Origin of the sequence: Pseudomonas sp. NBRC 111140 (assembly GCF_001320885.1) — a bacterium.
In the GTDB taxonomy this organism is placed as follows: Bacteria; Pseudomonadota; Gammaproteobacteria; order Pseudomonadales; family Pseudomonadaceae; genus Aquipseudomonas; species Aquipseudomonas putida_P.
Genome location: NZ_BCBQ01000035.1, coordinates 37,041 through 56,053, shown reverse-complemented (window position 1 = coordinate 56,053; position 19,013 = coordinate 37,041). Strand labels below are relative to the sequence as shown.

At 63.9% G+C, this 19,013-nt stretch carries 19 protein-coding genes; 8 read left to right on the top strand and 11 right to left on the bottom strand.

Annotation, left to right across the window (positions count from 1 at the left end; translation table 11 throughout):
• From APH42_RS13795 to pedF, 4 genes are all read right to left on the bottom strand, one after another.
• Positions 1–778 (bottom strand): quinoprotein relay system zinc metallohydrolase 1 (locus APH42_RS13795; protein ID WP_060493518.1); only part of this gene is annotated, 778 nt, incomplete at its 3' end.
• Positions 779–816: 38 nt separating this feature from the next.
• Entirely contained in the window at positions 817–1,578 is a 762-nt protein-coding gene (locus APH42_RS13790; RefSeq protein ID WP_012272748.1) for a quinoprotein dehydrogenase-associated SoxYZ-like carrier, read from the bottom strand.
• A gap of 8 nt (positions 1,579–1,586) precedes the next feature.
• Positions 1,587–2,462: an ABC transporter substrate-binding protein gene (locus APH42_RS13785; RefSeq protein ID WP_012272749.1), complete on the bottom strand. Its 876-nt coding sequence runs from the start codon at positions 2,460–2,462 to the stop codon at positions 1,587–1,589.
• Positions 2,463–2,467: 5 nt separating this feature from the next.
• On the bottom strand, positions 2,468–2,929 hold the full coding sequence (gene pedF / locus APH42_RS13780) for a cytochrome c-550 PedF (protein WP_012272750.1): 462 nt from the start codon (positions 2,927–2,929) through the stop codon (positions 2,468–2,470).
• A 254-nt stretch (positions 2,930–3,183) separates the two neighbouring features.
• Between pedF and exaA the strand changes: the two genes are divergently transcribed.
• Together exaA and APH42_RS13770 are read left to right on the top strand one after the other, a co-directional pair.
• Positions 3,184–5,079 carry a quinoprotein ethanol dehydrogenase gene (gene exaA, locus APH42_RS13775; protein WP_012272751.1) on the top strand — a complete coding sequence of 632 codons (1,896 nt, stop codon included), beginning with the start codon at positions 3,184–3,186 and terminating at the stop codon, positions 5,077–5,079.
• Positions 5,080–5,146: 67 nt separating this feature from the next.
• The gene (locus APH42_RS13770) at positions 5,147–5,806 is read left to right on the top strand and encodes a pentapeptide repeat-containing protein (RefSeq protein WP_060493517.1); all 660 of its coding nucleotides are present in this window, start codon (positions 5,147–5,149) and stop codon (positions 5,804–5,806) included.
• Positions 5,807–5,872: 66 nt separating this feature from the next.
• Here APH42_RS13770 and APH42_RS13765 read toward each other — a convergent pair whose 3' ends face one another.
• Both APH42_RS13765 and APH42_RS13760 read right to left on the bottom strand, forming a co-directional pair.
• A complete protein-coding gene (locus tag APH42_RS13765) occupies positions 5,873–6,511 on the bottom strand; it encodes a response regulator transcription factor (protein WP_012272753.1) in 639 nt (212 codons plus the stop codon).
• A complete protein-coding gene (locus tag APH42_RS13760; protein WP_060493516.1) occupies positions 6,511–7,785 on the bottom strand; it encodes a histidine kinase in 1,275 nt (424 codons plus the stop codon). The genes APH42_RS13765 and APH42_RS13760 overlap by 1 nt, the downstream gene beginning before the upstream one ends.
• 150 nt (positions 7,786–7,935) lie before the next feature.
• Here APH42_RS13760 and APH42_RS13755 point away from each other — a divergent pair, with 150 nt between their 5' ends.
• The 6 genes from APH42_RS13755 to APH42_RS13730 all read left to right on the top strand — a co-directional run bounded on the left by APH42_RS13755 (position 7,936) and on the right by APH42_RS13730 (position 13,069).
• Entirely contained in the window at positions 7,936–9,114 is a 1,179-nt protein-coding gene (locus APH42_RS13755; protein WP_060493515.1) for an ABC transporter substrate-binding protein, read from the top strand.
• Between the two features lie 30 nt (positions 9,115–9,144).
• Positions 9,145–10,134, top strand: a complete 990-nt coding sequence (locus APH42_RS13750; RefSeq protein ID WP_012272756.1) for a YVTN family beta-propeller repeat protein — start codon at positions 9,145–9,147, stop codon at positions 10,132–10,134.
• Positions 10,131–10,871: an ABC transporter ATP-binding protein gene (locus APH42_RS13745; RefSeq protein WP_060493514.1), complete on the top strand. Its 741-nt coding sequence runs from the start codon at positions 10,131–10,133 to the stop codon at positions 10,869–10,871. Before APH42_RS13750 ends, APH42_RS13745 begins: the two co-directional genes overlap by 4 nt.
• Complete coding sequence (locus APH42_RS13740) at positions 10,868–11,659, top strand: ABC transporter permease (protein WP_012272758.1); 792 nt, start codon at positions 10,868–10,870, stop codon at positions 11,657–11,659. Before APH42_RS13745 ends, APH42_RS13740 begins: the two co-directional genes overlap by 4 nt.
• 137 nt (positions 11,660–11,796) lie before the next feature.
• Positions 11,797–12,345, top strand: a complete 549-nt coding sequence (locus tag APH42_RS13735) for a PQQ-dependent catabolism-associated CXXCW motif protein (RefSeq protein ID WP_012272759.1) — start codon at positions 11,797–11,799, stop codon at positions 12,343–12,345.
• 58 nt (positions 12,346–12,403) lie between these two features.
• Positions 12,404–13,069: a response regulator transcription factor gene (locus APH42_RS13730; RefSeq protein WP_012272760.1), complete on the top strand. Its 666-nt coding sequence runs from the start codon at positions 12,404–12,406 to the stop codon at positions 13,067–13,069.
• On the opposite strand, the gene APH42_RS13725 is transcribed toward APH42_RS13730, so the two are convergent.
• From APH42_RS13725 to APH42_RS13705, 5 genes are all read right to left on the bottom strand, one after another.
• Positions 13,054–14,961 (bottom strand): NahK/ErcS family hybrid sensor histidine kinase/response regulator, encoded by a 1,908-nt coding sequence (locus APH42_RS13725; protein WP_060493513.1) that lies wholly within the window; start codon positions 14,959–14,961, stop codon positions 13,054–13,056. The two genes, APH42_RS13730 and APH42_RS13725, sit on opposite strands and share 16 nt — an antisense overlap.
• The gene (nosP, locus tag APH42_RS13720) at positions 14,930–16,093 is read right to left on the bottom strand and encodes a nitric oxide-sensing protein NosP (protein ID WP_060493512.1); all 1,164 of its coding nucleotides are present in this window, start codon (positions 16,091–16,093) and stop codon (positions 14,930–14,932) included. The genes APH42_RS13725 and nosP overlap by 32 nt, the downstream gene beginning before the upstream one ends.
• 146 nt (positions 16,094–16,239) lie before the next feature.
• Positions 16,240–17,427 (bottom strand): porin, encoded by a 1,188-nt coding sequence (locus APH42_RS13715; protein WP_012272763.1) that lies wholly within the window; start codon positions 17,425–17,427, stop codon positions 16,240–16,242.
• 241 nt (positions 17,428–17,668) lie between these two features.
• Positions 17,669–18,268, bottom strand: a complete 600-nt coding sequence (locus APH42_RS13710) for a hypothetical protein (RefSeq protein WP_012272764.1) — start codon at positions 18,266–18,268, stop codon at positions 17,669–17,671.
• A complete protein-coding gene (locus tag APH42_RS13705; RefSeq protein WP_012272765.1) occupies positions 18,268–18,966 on the bottom strand; it encodes a hypothetical protein in 699 nt (232 codons plus the stop codon). The genes APH42_RS13710 and APH42_RS13705 overlap by 1 nt, the downstream gene beginning before the upstream one ends.
• Positions 18,967–19,013: the final 47 nt, after the last annotated feature.

Here is a 19,013-nt window from a genome sequence, read left to right as displayed (position 1 = left end):
CCGCGCCATCACGCATCAGGCCATCCAGCCAACCCAGGTAGTCACGCATCTGCGCGAACGGCTGCGCATCACTGGCCACCGGGCCGTGGCCGGGCACCAGTTGCTTCCAGGGCAACGCCTGCAAGGTGTCCAGGTCCTTGAGCCACACCTCCAGCCCCGGGCTGTTGGGCGTGGTCAGGGCACGTTCGTAGAACACCAGGTCGCCGGCGAACAGCACGCCGGTGTTTTCATCGAGAATCGCCAGGTCGGCACCGGTATGCCCGCTCAGCGCCAGCAGCCGCAGGCGGTGCCCGCCCACTTCACGCCCCCCCGGCTGCAGCACCTGGGTCGGCAACACCACCTCGGTACCGCGCATCCAGTCGCCAACCAGGCGGTACATGTTTTCGGCCATGGCGTCGCCTTGCTGGCGCAGCAGGTCGCGGGTGCCGGCCAAGGCGCCAATCGGCACATCTGCAAAGGCCTGGTTGCCCAGTACGTGATCAGGGTGATGATGGGTCAACAGCACTTCCAGCACCGGCTTTTCGGTGACGGTGGCAATCGCCTGACGCATCGCCTCGCCATAGCGTTTCGATGGCCCGCTGTCGATGACCACCACACCACTGTCGGTGACGATGAATGCGGTGTTGACCACATTGCCGCCATTGGCCTTGGCAAAATTGTCGGTGCTGCCTTCCAGCAACCAGGTGCCCTCGGCGATCTGCCGGGGAGTGAGCCGGTATTCCAGGTCGGCCTGGGCCGGCAGCCCCAGGCACAGTAGCAACAGCAGGGTCCAACGCATGACGGCGCCTCTGGTCTGGGGTGAAGTGGGGCAACTGCTCAGGGCACCGCTGCCTCGAACTGGTTGCCGCTGTTGTCCTGCAACAACAGCCGGGTTGGCCCGGTGCCGCGGATGTCAAAGCCCAGGTTGGGGTTTTCGCTGACCGCCGGGTACAGCTCGAGGCTCGCCAGGCGCTGGCCGTCGTCGCCTTGCAACTCGGCATGGTTGAGGAAGAACTCGGGAATGCCGCTGACCAGGCCGTTATCCATCGGGTGGGCCACCTGCAGGCGCAGGCGGCTGCTGTCGCCACGCGGGTAGCGCCCGCCCAGCACTTCACCGAGGTGCTCCTCCCAGCCGGGTTGGGTACGGACTACGCTGGGCGCGGTACACCCGCCACCTGCGGCATCAATCAGGGTCGAGCCGACATGCCACAGGCCATCGCGCGTCAGCACGGCGGCACGCAGCGGCGTGGCCTGCTCGATACGAATACGGATCGACAACCAGGGCAGCACGCGCTCGCCAGGCTGGAAGTCGACGATGCGCGGCAACGGGTTGAGTTCGGCCCAGGCGATGATCCGTACCACCTCGCCTGTGAACGCCCGGGCGTCGATCTCCAGCGGCACCTGCCGCGCGTCCTCGGCAAAGGGCGGCGCCAGCAGTTTTACACGGTCATCGAACACGAACGCTGCCTGGCCCAGTATCTGCTTGTGGTAGAAGTCCCACATGACCGAGGGCACCGGGTCTATGTGGGTGCCCTGCGTCGCAGCCTGGGCCGCCAAGGGCATCCAGCAGGCCAGCAGGAACGTCGCTCGCCAGTTCATGGCCACTCCTATTGATACATCTCCGGGACCTCGTAACGCAGGCCGTAAGTGGCATACATCGCCTTGAGCCGGCCATCACGGATCATGCCCTCGAGGGCCTCCTCCACCGCATAGGCCAACTGCCGGTTGCTTTCGTGCACAGCCATGCCGATTTCCCAGGCTTGCTTGCCAAGGTTCGGGTAGGCGTTTTCCGCCAGGGCCAGTTGCGGGTCGGCGGCTTGGTGCAGTTGCCAGTCGACCTCGCCGCGCATCGCCATCACCGCGTCCACCTGGCCGGCCTGCATCGCGGCAAATGCCTGCTGCACGTTGGGGTAATGGTGGGTCTTGGCGCTGAGCATGCCGTTGAACACCGAGGTCAGGTAGAACGACGGCACGCTGTCGACCTCGACCCCGATCGGGTGCTGCTGGAACACCGCCACACTGGCCACCGAGGCCAGCCGGCGCTGGTCATAGGCCACCTGCCAGCGCTCTTGCTGATAGGGGCCGAACATCACCACCTGGGCGTTTTCCAGCTCGCCCAGTTCGTTGCGCTTCTGCGCGTAATCGTGATCGTATGGCACCCGCATCATCAGGTCGGCCAATTGCTGGTGGCGCAGCGGGCTGCCGCGCCAGATGTAGTCGCGCAGGTCATCGTCGAGCTTTTCTCCAGGCGGTGCCCAAATCAGTTGCAGGCGCACCCCCAAGGCCGTGGCGAGGGCCTGTGCCAGCTCCACATCGACGCCTCGCGGCTGGCCGTGGTCCTGGAAACTGTAGGGTGCGAAATCCTTGTACACCGCCACTTTCAACTCGCCGGCGGCGATGATCGCGTCGTAGTTGCGCACCTGCGCCTGAGCCACCGCGCAACACAGCAGCAGGCCACTCAACAGCACCGTCCACAGGCGCATGGCCGTCACTCCTCGACGTGCACGCTGTCCAGGTAGGTGCGCACCGCCCACAGCGCTTCCTGGCTCAGGTAATCGGCCATCTTAGGCATGTACACGCGGCCGTCGCGCACCGCACCGTGGCGCACCCGCTCAACGAACCACTCATCGCCGGCATCACCGGCATCGAGCATGCGCAGGTCCGGGGCGATACCGCCGGACTTGGCCTCCAGCCCATGGCAGGCCGCGCAGTTCTGGTTGTAGGCCGAGGCGCCGATTTCCACGGCCTTGTCGTGCTCGGGTGAGCTGCGGTAAGGGTTCACTGCCGCCCAACCGTCGCCGTCCAGGCTAACGCCAGCGTCCTTGATCGGGGTCAAGCCCTTGGTCTCCACGGCCTGGGGCACCACGTTGCCATGGGCCCAGGCCGTGCCGGTCAGCACAGCCCCGGCCAGCAACCCTGCAGCAAGCAACACATCGCGTTTTTTTGTCATTGTTATGCCCTCACCATTGCACGCAAAGCCTCAACCACAGAGGCCGTGCCGCCATCTTAGAAACAGCCCGCAGGCGGCCGAATGCTGCTTTGGTGGCCGGGCCTTACTCCCTTGGTAGTAGGGCTTGTGGCGAAGGGCCAATTGAGGTGCCGTGCGGGAACTCTTCCCGGCAAGGGCGGGAATTTTTCCGTATCCCGCAACCACCGCCCCACCCCACCCTGTGCAGGCCAAAACCTCCACTGGGAACTGCAACCATGACAATAAGATCGCTACCCGCCCTTTCCCCTCTGGCCTTGAGCGTGCGCGTCCTGCTGATGGCCGGTAGCCTGGCCCTGGGCACTGTGGCAACAGCGGCCACCCCCTCTGCTGCACCTGCCGGCAAGCACGTCACCTGGGAAGACATCGCCAATGACCACCTGACCACCCAGGACGTGCTGCAGTACGGCATGGGTACCAACGCCCAGCGCTGGAGCCCGCTGGCCCAGGTCAACGACCAGAACGTGTTCAAGCTCACGCCGGCCTGGTCCTACTCCTTCGGCGACGAGAAGCAGCGCGGCCAGGAGTCCCAGGCCATCGTCAGCGACGGCGTGGTCTACGTCACAGGCTCCTACTCACGGGTATTCGCCCTCGATGCCAAGACCGGCAAACGCCTGTGGACCTACAACCATCGCCTGCCCGACAACATTCGCCCGTGCTGCGACGTGGTCAACCGCGGGGCAGCGATCTACGGCGACAAGATTTACTTCGGCACCCTGGACGCGCGGGTCATCGCCCTGGACAAAAACACCGGCAAAGTGGTGTGGAACAAGAAGTTCGGCGACCACAGCGCCGGCTACACCATGACCGGCGCACCGGTGCTGATCAAGGACAAGACCAGCGGCAAGGTTCTGCTGATCCACGGCAGCTCCGGCGATGAATTCGGCGTGGTCGGCCAGCTGTTCGCGCGCGACCCAGACACCGGCGAAGAGGTGTGGATGCGGCCTTTCGTCGAAGGCCACATGGGCCGCCTGAACGGCAAGGACAGCACCCCGACCGGCGATGTCAAGGCGCCGTCCTGGCCAGACGACCCCACCACCGAAACCGGCAAGGTCGAGGCCTGGAGCCACGGCGGCGGCGCCCCTTGGCAAAGCGCCAGCTTCGACCCCGAGACCAACACCATCATCGTTGGCGCGGGTAACCCCGGCCCGTGGAATACCTGGGCGCGCACGTCGAAGGACGGCAACCCGCATGACTTCGACAGCCTGTACACCTCCGGCCAGGTCGGCGTCGACCCGAGCACCGGCGAGGTCAAATGGTTCTACCAGCACACCCCCAACGATGCCTGGGACTTCTCCGGCAACAACGAGCTGGTGCTGTTCGACTACAAAGACAAGGACGGCAAAGTGGTCAAGGCCACCGCCCACGCCGACCGCAACGGCTTCTTCTACGTGGTAGACCGCAACAACGGCAAGCTGCAGAACGCCTTCCCCTTCGTCGACAACATCACCTGGGCCAGCCACATCGACCTGAAGACCGGGCGCCCGGTGGAAAACCCCGGCCAACGCCCGGCCAAGCCGTTGCCGGGTGAAACCAAGGGCAAGCCGGTGGAAGTCTCGCCACCGTTCCTTGGCGGCAAAAACTGGAACCCCATGGCCTACAGCCAAGACACTGGCCTGTTCTACATCCCCGGCAACCAGTGGAAAGAGGAATACTGGACCGAGGAAGTGAACTACAAGAAAGGCTCGGCCTACCTGGGCATGGGCTTCCGTATCAAGCGCATGTACGACGACCACGTCGGCACCTTGCGCGCCATGGACCCGACTACCGGCAAGCTGGTGTGGGAACACAAGGAGCACCTGCCGCTGTGGGCAGGCGTGCTGGCCACCAAGGGCAACCTGGTATTCACCGGCACGGGTGACGGTTTCTTCAAGGCGTTCGACGCCAAGACGGGCAAGGAGCTGTGGAAGTTCCAGACCGGCAGCGGCATCGTTTCGCCGCCCATCACCTGGGAGCAGGATGGCGAGCAGTACATCGGCGTGACCGTGGGCTATGGCGGCGCGGTGCCGCTGTGGGGCGGCGACATGGCCGAGCTGACCAAACCCGTGGCGCAGGGCGGCTCGTTCTGGGTGTTCAAGATCCCTAGTTGGGACACCAAGACTGCACAGCGTTGACCTGCAGCGGGGAGCGGGCCTGTGCCCCTCCCCGCATCAGCCCTTCTTCTGCATAGAGCCTTTCGCCATGAACTACTTACCCTTTGCCTTGCTGTTGGTGCTGTCCCCTGCCATGGCCGAGAATGCCGACGATGCTGGCAACGATGCCCCTTTGACCATCAACGGCTGCGTGATTGCCGAAGCCAGCCAGTGCCCGGGGGCCAACCTGCGCGGCGCCAAGCTGGCCAACCAGGACCTGCGCAAGATGAACCTGGCCGGCGCCGACCTGCGCGATGCCGACCTGCGCCATGCCCAGTTGGACCTGGCCAACCTGGAAAGGGCCCGCCTGCAAGGCGCCAACCTGACCCGCGCCAGCCTGCAACAGAGCAACCTGCGCTTGGCCGACCTGAGCAATAGCAGGCTGGTGGCCATTCAGGGCTGGGGGCTGTTCGCCCAAGGGGCACAGTTTGCCAAGGCCGACCTCAGTGCGGCCTACCTGCAGTTCGCCAGGCTGTCCGGGGCGAAGCTGCAGCAGGCCAACTTGCAGGCGGCGGACCTGGAGATGGCCTGGTTGAGCAAGGCTGATCTACAAGGGGCCAACCTGGGCGATGCCAACCTGCAGGAAGCAAAATTTGGCCAGAGCAACCTGGCCCGCGCCGATTTGCGCGGGGCGCGGCAGCATTACGGGAATTTTCAGGAGGCCAACATGGAAGGGTGCAAAGGGTGCCCTGAGACTTGGGACAAGTGAGCGCAGGGTTCGACGTGGGATGTGTGGCGCCTGGGAGACCGAGCGCCACTTCTGTCATGTCGGCCATCACCCCGCCACCCGTACCACCCCAAGGTCGATCCCCAGGTGCACCAGCTCGGCATGCGAGCTGACCTGCAATTTGCTCTTGAGCAAGGTCAGGTGGTTGGACACGGTCTTGGCACTGATACACAACTGCTCGGCAATTACCCGCATCGGCGTCCCCTTGGCCAGCATCGTGAAAATCTCCAGCTCGCGCTGGGTCATGCGCTGCAACCGTGGATCACTGGCGCTCTGCTGTGACGTGCACGCCAACTGGGTGGCCAGAGGCTGCTCGATGTAGGCATGCCCGGCCATCACCCGCTGCACCGCCTCGATCAACACCTCGGGCGCCGAGTTCTTCGTCAGGTAGCCCGAGGCCCCCGCGTCCAGCGCCTGACGCACCAGCGGCAGCTCGTCGTGCATGCTGAAAAACAGTACCCGCAGTTGCGGCAGGCGCTGGCGCAGGCGACGGGTGGTTTCCAGGCCACTGATACCGGGCAGGCCAAAGTCCATGATCACCAGGTTGGGGACTTGCTCCTGCACCCGGGCCAGCGCCTCTTCACCACTGGCAGCCTCACGCACCTGCATCAACGGCAGCACCGCCCGCAGCAGGCTGGCGTAGCCCTGGCGGACCACGGCATGGTCATCGACCAACACGATATTCATCACACCTCCTTGGGAATGTTCAGGGCCAGCGCCCAGCCGCCACCCGGGCGGCTGAAAATACGCAGCTCCCCGCCCAGGCTACGGGCGCGCTCGGCCATCGAGTGCAAACCTAGCCCTGGGCGCTGGGGCGGGCGTGCGCCGCAGCCATTGTCGCGAATGAACAGGCGCAAACCCTTGGCACTGCGCAGCAGACGTACCCGCACCTGGCTGGCGCCGGCATGCCGGGCGACGTTGGTCAGCGCCTCCTGCAGCAAGCGGTACAAGTGCGTTCTGCTCGGCCCAGGCAGCGCCGGCAAGTGCTCGCCAACCCGTAGCCGGCATTCGATGCCCTGGCTGGCCTGCCACTGGCTCACCAGCAGGCCGAAAGCCTCGGCCAGCGGCATGTAGTGCAGCGCCACGGGGTACAGGTTGTGCACCAGCGCGCGAAAACCCTGCTGCAAGCGCTCGCAATTGAATTCGAGGGCGTGCGCCGTCTGCGTCACCACCGCAGGCTGATCGGCCACCATGCGCAACAGGCAGAGCTGAGCACGCATGCCGGCCAGGTACTGCCCCAGGTCATCGTGCAGGGTCTGCGCCAGCTGGGTACGCTCTTGTTCCTGCACCGCCAACAGGGCTTGGGTCAGGTGGGCATTGTCAGCCTGGGCCTGCTCCAGCGTGGCAGCCATGCGGTTGAAGTGTTCCGCCAACTGGCGCGCTTCCGGCAGGCCGGCTTCGCGCAGGCGTGCTGTCAATTGCCCGCCTGAAACCTGGCGCAAGGCACCCAGCAATTCCTCCAGCAGGCCCATGGCACGCCGCACCGCCCAGCGGATGGTCAACAGGCTCAACAACAGGGCCAGGCCGCACAGGCTCACCAGTTGCTGCAGCGAATCCCAGACTTCGTCGATTTCATCCCGCGCATCCACGGCTATCAACACTCGGCGCCCGTCACTCAGCGCCAGCAGCCGACTGCTGTGATCGCGCTCGCCGAACAGCTGACGCCCCAGCCAGGCATCGACACCGCCTTGGTGTGGAAGCTGTGCAGCTTCACCCGGCGCCAGCCAGTGCACCCGCACATGGCGCAAGCGCTCGGTCAGGCCGGGTTGCAGGCTCGCCGGGTCACGCTCGGCAGTGTCGCCAAGGTACGCCACCACGGCTTCGGCGGACTGCAACTCACGCTCGACGTCCGCCACCGCCTGGTGCAACAGCACCCCGGCGCACGCCAGCGTCACCAGGGCAAAGCAGAAGGTGACCCAAAGGTTGATACGCCACAGGGCAGACAGGTTGATGAGGCGCATGGGCGGTTCTCCTCGGGGCGCTGCGGCCCATCGTAAAACCGTGGCCTGCGCGGTGAATTACTACCTTGGTACCGGCCGAGCGCTACTTTCTGCATATTTCCCCCTCCCAGCGGGGTTCCTATGCTGGCGCCATCTGCCGTGGAGTGTGTTATGCGCCAGCCTGCCCAACTTGCCTTGACCTGCCTGCTGGCCCTGGCCGCGACGTTGTCGGCGCCCTTGGTGTGCGCTGCAGAACCGTTGCAGGTGCGCATCGGCTACCTGGGCTATCGCCCCGACCCCGGCCCACTGCTGTCCAACATCATCCCCGAGCCTGCCGACGCCGGCCTGCAAGGGGCGGAACTGGCGATTGTCGACAGCAACAGCACCGGGCGCTTCCTGAAACAGCACTTCCAGCTGACCAGCGCCACGGTCGACAGCCCCGAGGCCCTGCTGCAGGCCGCCAACGCCCAACATGACCAAGGCCTGCGCCTGTTCGTGGTGAACGCCCCAGCAGCCAGCCTGCGCGCGCTGTCCGCCGCCCTGCCCGACAGCCTGCTGTTCAATGCCGGCAGCCCTGACGACAGCCTGCGCAGCAGCCAGTGCCTGGGCAATGTGCTGCACAGCCTGCCGGGCCGGGCCATGCTGGCCGATGCCCTGGTGCAGTTCCTGGTGCTGCGCAAGTGGCAGCGGGCGCTGCTGGTGGTCGGCCAGACCGAGGACGACAAAGCCTACGCCGACGCCCTGCGCCGCGCACTGAAGCGTTTTGGTGTGCAACTGGTCGCGGAAAAAACCTGGACCTTCGACAACGACCAGCGCCGCAGCGCCCAGGCCGACATGCCGTTGTTCACCCAAACCGCCGAATACGACGTGGTGCTGGTGGCTGACGAACGCGGCGACTTCGGCGAATACCTGCCCTACCAGACCTGGTACCCGCGCCCGGTGGCCGGCACCCAGGGCCTGACCCCCACGGGCTGGCACAAGACCGTGGAAACCTTCGGTGCGGCCCAGCTGCAAAAGCGCTTCGAGGCCCAGGCCGGGCGCTGGATGAACGACCGCGACTTCGCCGCCTGGATGGCTGTGCGCAGCGTCGCCAGCGCGGCCAGCAAGCTGCGCCAGGCCGAACCACGCGCGCTGCAGCAACTGCTGCTCAGCGAGCAGTTGCCGTTGGACGGCTTCAAGGGCCGCAAGCTCAGTTACCGCCCATGGAACGGTGAACTGCGCCAGCCGATTGCGCTGGTGCAGCCGCGGGCCCTGGTCAGCACCTCGCCGCAGGAGGGCTTCCTGCATCCCTTCAATGAAATGGACAGCCTGGGCTACGACAAGCCCGAAGTGACGTGCAGCTACCCCTGACCCAACAACCACAACAACAAGGAATTCGCCATGCGCCGCCCCTTCTTCCACCGGGCCCTGCTCTACCCCAGCCTGCTGTCGGGCGCCCTGGCGCTGGCCTGCGGGCACGCCACGGCGGCCACCGCCTGGGTCTCCAACGAAAAGGACAACAGCCTCAGCCTGATCGACATGCAAACACTGCAAGTCACCGAAACCCTGCCGGTGGGCCAGCGCCCGCGCGGCCTGCTGCTGTCCCACGACAACAAGCTGCTGTACATCTGCGCAAGCGATTCGGACCGGGTGCAAGTGATGGACGTGGCCACCCGCAAGATCATCAAGGAGCTGCCCTCCGGCAAGGACCCCGAGCAGTTCGCCCTGCACCCCAATGACCGCTGGCTGTATGTGTCCAACGAAGACGATGCGCTGGTGACGGTGATCGACACCGTGACCGACAAGGTGCTCGGGCAGATCGACGTCGGCATCGAACCTGAAGGCATGGCGGTCAGCCCCGACGGCAAATGGGCGGTCAACACCAGCGAAACCACCAACATGCTGCACTGGATCGACACCAGCACCCAGACCCTGGCCGACAGCACCCTGGTCGATCAACGCCCGCGCTTCGTCGAGTTCGACAAGGACGGCTCGAAACTGTGGGCCTCGGCGGAAATCGGCGGCACGGTGACCATCCTCGACGTGGCCACGCGCCAGGTGCTGAAAACCCTGAACTTCCAGATCAAGGGCGTGCACCCGGACAAGGTCCAGCCGGTGGGCATCAAGCTCAGCGCCGATGGCAAGTACGCCTTCGTCGCCCTGGGCCCGGCCAATCATGTGGCGGTGATCGATGCCAAGACCTACGAGGTACTCGACTACCTGCTGGTCGGGCGGCGTGTCTGGCAGTTGGCCTTTACTCCGGACCAAAGCCAGTTGCTGGCCACCAACGGTGTCAGCGGCGACGTTTCGGTCATCGATGTGAAGAACCTCAAGGTGCTCAAGTCGGTTAAGGTCGGGCGCTACCCCTGGGGTGTGGTGGTGACACCATGAACGCCCTCGATGTAAGTGACGTGAGCTTTGCCTATGGCGCGCGCGAGGCACTCCGGCAGGTCGGTTTCAGCCTGGCGCCCGGGCGTTTTGCCACGTTGCTGGGCCCCAATGGTGCCGGCAAATCGACCTTGATCGCCCTGCTTACCCGGCTGTACGACCTGCAGCACGGCGACATCCGCGTGTGCGGCTGCTCGCTGCGCAACGCTGCACGCCCGGCATTGCGCCAGTTGGGCGTGGTGTTTCAACAAAGCACCCTGGACCTGGACCTGAGCGTTGAACAAAACCTGCGCTACCACGCCGCGTTGCATGGCCTGTCGCGGCGCCAGAGCGACCAGCGCGTCGAAGCCGAACTGGCCCGCCAAGGCCTTGGCGAACGCCGGCGCGATCGAGTGCGCGAGCTGAACATCGGCCATCGCCGCCGGGTGGAAATTGCCCGCGCGCTGCTGCATGAACCACGCCTGCTACTGCTCGACGAGGCCAGTGTGGGCCTCGACCCGGCCAGCCGCCTGGCGCTCAACCAGCACCTGCGTCGGCTGTGCCGCGAGCAGCAACTGAGTGTGGTGTGGGCCACCCACCTGCTGGACGAAGTGCAGCCCAGCGATGACCTGTTGATACTGCATCAGGGGCGCCTGGTGGCCAGTGGCACGGCCGATGCGCTGAGCCTGGAGCACGGCGGCGACCTCGACAACGCCTTTGCCCGCCTGACCAGCACCCCTTCAGGAGCCGACGCCCAATGAACGCCTACTGGCAATGTTTCAACGGCATCATGCTGCGCGAATGGCTGCGCTTCGTGTTGCAGCGCACGCGCCTGCTCAGCGCCCTGGTGCGCCCACTGCTGTGGTTGCTGGTGTTCGCAGCCGGCTTTCGCGCGGCGCTGGGCATTGCCATCATCGAGCCTTACGACACCTACATCCCCTACGAGGTGTACATCATTCCGGGCCTGGCCGGCATGATTCTGTTGTTCAACGGCATGCAGGGCTCACTGTCGATGGTGTATGACCGCGAGATGGGCAGCATGCGCGTATTGCTGACCAGCCCGTTACCCCGGCCGTTTCTGCTGGCCAGCAAGCTGTTGGCGACCTCGTTGATTTCCCTGCTGCAAGTCTATGCCTTCCTCGCCATCGCCTGGCTGTACGGCGTGCAGCCACCGGCTGCGGGCTTGCTGCTGGCGTTGCCGGCCTTGTTGCTGGTGGCCTTCATGCTCAGCGCCCTGGGGCTGTTGCTGTCGAACGCGATTCGCCAACTGGAGAACTTTGCCGGGGTGATGAATTTCGTGATTTTCCCGCTGTTTTTCCTGTCTTCAGCGTTGTATCCGCTGTGGAAGATGCGCGAGGCCAGCCAGTGGCTGTATTGGCTGTGCGCTGTGAACCCGTTCAGCCATGCCGTGGAGCTGGTGCGGTATGCGCTCTATGAGCGCCTGAACCTGCTGGCACTGGTGGTGTGCCTTGGGTTGACCGCATTGTTCACGCTGCTGGCGATACTCACCTTCAACCCCCAGCATGCGGCGCTGCGCAAGCCCCGCTGATCAACCAGGCCTGTGAGTGCACCTTTCTTGTGGCGGCGGCCACCTACTACTTTAGTACTGCCTTTGCTGTCTGATCGTCGCATTCACAACGCACCACCACTGGCATGTAATGGGCCTATAACAAAAAGGATAAAACCATGCCACGTGCCCCGCGCCCCCTGCTGGCTGCCCTTACGCTGTGTCTGTCACTGGGTATCGCCCACGCCGACACCGCGCCGTTGTTTACCGCCGAGGGCTATCGCGCCACCCTTTACCGCAGCCCGACCCCGCAACAGGTCGAAGGCGGCCAGGTCATCGACACCGCCACGCTGCAGCACCTGCTGGGCCAAACCCCCAGGCCGGTGCTGATCGACGTCTATCGCCGCCAATGGCTGCAAGGGCGCTTCATCGAAGACGAGCCGCACGCCAACCTCCCCGGCAGCCTATGGCTGGCCAACACCGGCGACGGCGAACTGACCCAGGCCTGGCAGGACTACTTCGTGCGTAACCTGCACAAAGCCAGCGCCGGTCACCCGGAGCAACCACTGGTGTTTTACTGCCGCTCCGATTGCTGGTTAAGCTGGAACGCGGTAAAACGCGCGAAAGCCCTGGGCTATAACAACCTGTATTGGTACCGCGACGGCGTGGATGCCTGGCAGCAAGCCAACCTGCCATTGCAGCCGGCGCAACCAGTGCCCTTCCCCTGAATTGCCTGCCTGCGCATGCGTGCCCCGCTCCATCCAATAAAAACAAGGTGAAAAGGCCATGTACAAAATTTTGATTGCCGACGATCACCCCCTGTTTCGCGAAGCCATCCACAACGTCATCAGCGATGGTTTCCAGGGCAGTGAAGTCATGGAAACCGCCGACCTGGACAGCGCCTTGGCACTGACTCAGGCACACGACGACCTCGACCTGATCCTGCTCGACCTGAACATGCCCGGCATGCATGGCCTCAACGGCCTGATCACCCTGCGCAACGAGGCACCGACCACGCCGGTGGTGATCGTTTCGGCCGAGCAGGAAAAGCAAATCGTGCTGCAGGCCATTACCTACGGCGCCGTGGGTTTCATCACCAAGTCCTCGCCACGCTCACAGATGATCGAAGCGATCGAACAAATCCTCAATGGCAATGTGTACCTGCCGCCCGACATCATCCGCGCCCAGAAAAGCAGCACCAGCCGGCGCCACAACGACGCCCCGAGCTTCCCGCCGGAAATGCTCCAGGCCCTGACCCGCAAGCAGCTGCTGGTGCTCGAGCGCATGACCAAAGGCGAATCGAACAAACAGATTGCCTACACCCTGGATATCGCCGAAACCACGGTCAAGGCCCACGTTTCGGCGATATTGCGCAAACTCAATGTGCACAACCGGGTGCAGGCGATCCTGAGTGCCGGCGATATCGATTTCGCCGATTACCTACGGCGTTGACCTGCACCGGCCAGCAAATGGCTCATCGCTGTCTTGAGCTTCATCGGCCGCACCGGCTTGTGCATCAGGGTGTGGCCTAGCTCACGGATCTGTTGCTTGAGGTCGTTGCTGTAGTTGGCGGTGATCATCAGTGCCGGTAGCGGCTGGGCGCGGCGGGCATTGATCCGCGCCACCGCATCGACACCATTGCAATCGTTGTCCAGGTGGTAGTCGGCAATCAACAGGTCGGCCTCGGCGTGGTAGTTGTCCACCTGGCGCGCCAGGTCTTCCTCCGACAACGCGGTGACCACCTGGCAACCCCAACCCTCCAGCAAGGTGCGCATGCCGGCGCAAATCGCCGCATCGTTATCCAGCACCCACACCCGTGCACCACGCAGGCGCTCGAGCATCGGCTCGCACATCGCCTGGGCCGGTTGGGCCTTGGGTGCCGTGGCGCTCAGCGGCACTTCGACCGCGAACACAGAACCTTTGCCAAGCCACGAACGCACGCGGATCCGGTGGCCGAGGATGCCGGCGATCTTCTCCACGATCGCCAGGCCCAGGCCCAACCCACGGTCCTGGTCCGGGCGTTGCACATCACCGCGCTTGAATTCCAGGAACATGTCTTCCAGGTGCTCCTCGGCAATGCCGATGCCACTGTCCCATACCTCGATCCGCAGGCCACCACGCAGGCGCCGACACCCCAGCACCACACGCCCGCTGCGGGTATAACGGATGGCATTGCTGAGCAGGTTGCGCAGAATGCGCGCCAGCAACTGGATGTCGCTGCGCACCACGGCAGAACAGCCCACGAAGTGCAGCGCCAGCCCTTCGCTGCGCGCCACCTGGGCGTATTCGGCGGCTAGGTTGTCCATCAACTCGCTGAGGGCGAACGGGGCGACATCGGCTTTGATCACGCCGGCATCGAGCTTGGATATATCCACCAGGGTGCCGAGCAGGTTCTCCACATCCTGCAGCGAATTGCTGACATTGCGCACCAGGTGGCCAGCGTTCTGCGGCTCACGGCGTTCGAGCAGCGCACTGGTGAACAACCGCGCCGCGTTCAGCGGTTGCAGCAGGTCATGGCTGACCGCGGCCAAAAACTTGGTTTTCGACAGGTTGGCCTGTTCAGCTTCGCGCTTGGCCTCGCGCAGGCGCGATTCTGCCTGGCTGCGCTCTTCGATTTCGCGCAGCAACTGGTCGTTGAGGCTGGTCAGCTCGGCGGTGCGTTCGCGCACCCGTTGCTCAAGGTGCTGATAGGCCTGGTGCAGCGCCTGGGCGGTGTTGCGGCGTTCGGTGATGTCGCGGATCAGCACGAAAATACCCACCACTTCGCCGCTGGCCAGGCGGTTAGGCACGTAGGAGCGCAGCATGTAGCGCTCCTGGCCGTTGATATTGGTTTCGGCAAACTCGAAGGTTACGCTCTCCCCCGCCAGCGCACGTGCCACATAGGCTTCCAGGCGCTGGTAATGCTGCTCGCTGTGGGCCTCACGCAGGCTCTGGCCAAGCATCACGCCGTGCGGCCAGCAATACCATTCTTCGTAAACCTTGTTGGTGAACTCATAGACCAGATCAGCGTTCAGGTAAGCGATCAGTGCCGGGACGTTGTCGGTGATCAGGCGAATCTGGTGCTGGTGGGCAGTCTCGGCACGCTGCCGGGCCTCGCTGAGCAAGCGGTTGACGGCCTTGAGTTCCGCCATGGCCTGGTTCAGCGCATCGGTGCGTTCACGCACCTGCTCGGCCAGCACCACCGAATGCTGGAAAGCGGCGTAAGGGTCGTTGCCACGGGTTACCCCGGACTCGATGCGTTCGATCAGCGCGCCGTTGATGCGCTGCAGCTTGTGGTTCTGATGATGCAGCCGGGTAACCTCGGCCTGCAGTTCAGCGACCGACAGGCGGCCGGTTGCGGGCAATGGCGACCCCGGTAAAGGTCTGGTTGATGTGCATGCCATTGAACTGTTCTCCGTAGGTGTTGAAGCCAATCACCCGTTGCTCGCGCAGGAACGCACCGACTGGCTCCAGGCCGTGCCGGGCCTCCAGTTCCAGGCGCCGCAGGAAGCAATCACAACCGATGGTCAGCAGCAACGGGCCGAGCCGCTGGTGCAAACCGTCGAATAGCTGGTGCAGGTTCGGCAACAACGGGCCTGGGGTCATGGCCGTCAGCACGATGCCGTTCTCCACCGCGCAGTAGAAGCTCAGGCTCAGGTCCGGGTGCACCTGCTGAATCGCCCGCACGTAGTACTGATCGTGAATGCGTACCGCCAGCGGGTGGGCGGCGAACACCCGGTGATCAAGCGCGGCCACCGGCACGCCGATATGGCGGGCGTACTCCTCGGCAGCGGGCTCGGCATTCAGTTCGAAAACCCGGCGCTGAGCACTGTCGGCTCCGGTGACCACCAGTTTTTCCTGGCGCGGCAGAATGTGGTGCGTGGTGAACACTTCAAAGTCCAGCCAGGTGTTGACCAGCACCACCACCGCTGCGCCGTTGTGGAATGCTCCGGCGTAGTACACATGGGTGCGGTTCAGGTAGTTGTCATCACCGGCCGATCCACCGAAGTGCGGGATTTCCCCCAGTGCTGCGCTAAGGGCCGCGAGCACCATCTCCTCGCGGCTGGACAATCCATCGAGCAGGGTCAGGGCAAAGCTGTGGCCCTTGATGGGCGACAGGGTATTGCTGCGGCAGGTGCCGACCAGGCGCTCGACCATCTGCTGCGCATCGATCAGGCTGAAGCGCTCCATTTCATCGATCAACTCGGTGGCGATGGAAAAGTGCCGGTGATCGAAGCCCACCGCCGTCACGCAATTACGGCCGTAGCCTTGCGGGGTGATTTCGCCAGCGCTGGTGCAACCGACCAGTCGAATACCGCCAAAATCCTGCTCCAACGCTTCGCCCAAGGCCTGCAAGTCGTATTCGGCGGAACAGAAGAACAACACGAAACCCAAGTGCGGGTGCAGCAACTGCCGCGCCAGGTCCTGAGCTGCCAGCCGTGCGTCGGTTGCCTGAGACATGGCGCTGACCACACCGTCGTTTTGGGCCTGCTGCATCGTGGTCTCCGGCGCGGGGTGGCTGAGGGATCAGTGTACGAAGGTGGGTACGGGGGACGAATGCTACTTGGGTAGCGGGTGGGCGGTTCCATGGGAGTACTGTTGTCAGCCTGTCATTGCAGGGGCCGCTTCGCGGCCCCCACCACTCACCAGGTCAGCACCGCGCCCACCGCAAAGGTATCGGTGTCTTCGTTCTGGGCACTGGTGTCATGCCCGTCAATGGAGAACTGGTTGTACTCGGCCACCAGTTTGAGGTTGTCGTTGATGTCGTGGAACAACGCCACGCCGCGGGTTTCGTAGTCTGCCCCGCTGCCCACCGCGCCATTGCCATCGTCCTTGGTCTTGCCATAGGACAGCGCCACGCGGTTCTTGCCGAACTTGTACGAGCCCTGCAGCAGGTAGCCGTCACTGTCGACATTGCGCAACACCGGTTCGCCAGCATTGTTGGTGAAGAATGGGTTGATGCCCTTGGCCTGGAACCCAGAGCCGGTCAGCGACCAGCCGCCCATTTTCGCCTGCACCCCGTACCCCACCCCTTTGGAGGTGATCGTCTCTACTGTCGAGTCCGTGTTGTCAGAGGTCTGGTAACTGCCGTTGACCCAGCTGTAGATCTGCGCGCCACCCAGGTCGAACTGGTAGGTGATCTCGCTCTCGGTGCGGGGGTTTTCCTGGTAGGCCTTGCCGGTGGGGCTGCTGTCGTTGGTGTCCACCGGGTCCATGATGCCCACCGCCACCCGCAGGCCGTCCATCACCGGGGTGCGGTAGGTGATCTGCGAGGTGGGGAACGGGTACGGGTAGCCGCTGCCGATGTTGCCGAACGAAACCCCGCCGCCATCCACCAGCCCTAGCGTGTCGCTGACCTGGCCATAACCGGCCAGCAGTTCGTCGAGCAGGATGTTGGAACGAGCGAACAGCCCGAAGTCCTTGCCGATCAGCACCTCGCCCCATTCGGGGTTGGCCACCGTGCCGTAGAACTGACGCACGTCGATGGCGGTGTCGGTGCCGTTGGTTTCACTGTCGTTGATGGTTACCCAGAACGAGGCACGCGCACCGAGCTTGAGGTCATCCACCTGCTTGCCCATGTTGAAACCCAGGTAGTTGGGCAAGAAACCCATTTTCACCCGCGATTGGCGGCGGTCGAACTGTTCGCCCTCACGGTCGACCTTGCTGTTGACGTAGAAGGCGTTGATATAGCCATCGGTGGAAAACGTCGTCTGGTCCTTGTCGTACAGCATGATCTCGGCCTCGGCGACACCGCTCAGGCCCAGGGCAGAAACACTGGCAATGGCGGCGGCGAGGAAACGAGGCGGCAGGTGCTTATTGTTGTTGTGCATGGCGCGCTCCAAACGGGGACTGGATGTCGGAGGCGATTATCAGAAGTGGGCAAATTGCCAGATACGCTGCTTTGGCGCGATTGGGTGGGTGCTTTGGAGCGGCGGGTATGGCGTGATGATTCGGACCCAGTACCTGCCTGGGCCGGGACGCAAGACTTAGGGTGTACACATCAGTAGCAGGCGGGTATCAATACGCCTGAACGAACTGGGGGCCGCCTTGCGGCCCCCTTATCGCGTTACTTCAGGAAGCCAGCGCCTGCGAGCGTTGGCGCACGGGCATCTCATAACGGTGCGGTTGTTGCCAGGCCAGCCGCGCCTGCACATCGGCCGCCGCGTCCATCACCTTCTGCGCCCAGTTTTCATCCTTCGGGCACACCACCACCACGCGAAAACCGTGGTCGACGCCCTCCAGCCGCACACCTTCGGAATCATCGACATGCAGGTCGATGTCGAACGCCGATGGCAGCTTGGACGGCGAATTTTCCAGGCCTTTCTGCGCCAGGATGTGCTGGTGCCGGTCACTGTTGACCACGCCATCGACATGGATGCCGTACAGCATCAGCCAGCGGCGGATGTAAGCCGGGGTGCGCCCCGACGAGGTGTAGATCCAGATGCTGCAGCCTTGGCGGCGCAGGTCGCGAATCAGCGAACGGGTGCCGCTGCGCAGGGGCTCGCCGAGCCAGCGGTGGACGAAGGTTGGCAGCTTGCTGTCTTCGGCGGCGGCGTGCTCGGGCAGGCAGGCGAGCGTGTCGTCGATATCGAACGAAATGCGCACCTGGCCACGCTTGAGCTTGCGTTCGATAGCTTGGCGCCCGCGTGCGAACATGGATGACCGTTGCATCAGCGGCGCCCCTCACAGGCGGGCACGGGTGTGCCGCTCAGGAAGAACTTGCCGGGCTCAGGCGCCTTCGCTTCAAGGAAAGCGGCGTACTTTTTCTTGATCTTGGGGAGTTCGTACAAAGCCTTGACACCGTGTTTAGCGGAGTTGCGTATGACCGAGGACGGGTTGAAGTAACCCTCGGCGTTATCCAGCGACAGCACGAATGGCGGCAGCCCGGCACGCATCAGCAAGTAGCTGACGATGAGCGAACCGGTGCGGTTGTTGCCTTCGATGAACAGCTGCGGTTTGCTGAGGATACGTACATACACACCGGCTGCCCGCTTCCAGATCGAATCGCTGCGGTACGAGCAGTACCAGTTGTACAAATCCTTGATGCCACCTTCCACGTTGTTGAAAAAGTGCGCCTCGGTTGCGGCAAGGTGCGGGGCGAACTCCAGGCGGCGGGCCGGGTCGCTGCCGCACAGCACGGTGGCATTGATTTCCAGCATCAGGTTCAGCTGTTGCAGGTCGAAAAGGTCGATACCGCGAGCGACATAGTCGTCAATCAGGGCATAGCCTTCAAGCACATTCAGCAGCACCTCGTCGGTGAACGGGTCGCGCGGTTCGGTGAAATGCTGGCTGAGTTCTGCAAAGCGGCCCTGCACCTCGCGCAGTGCGCGCTCTACCGCTGACAGATCAAGACGACGCATCGCTCGCATTGGAAATCCTGGGTAACACTTTAACGGAAGGTAACGCGGCCAGGTGT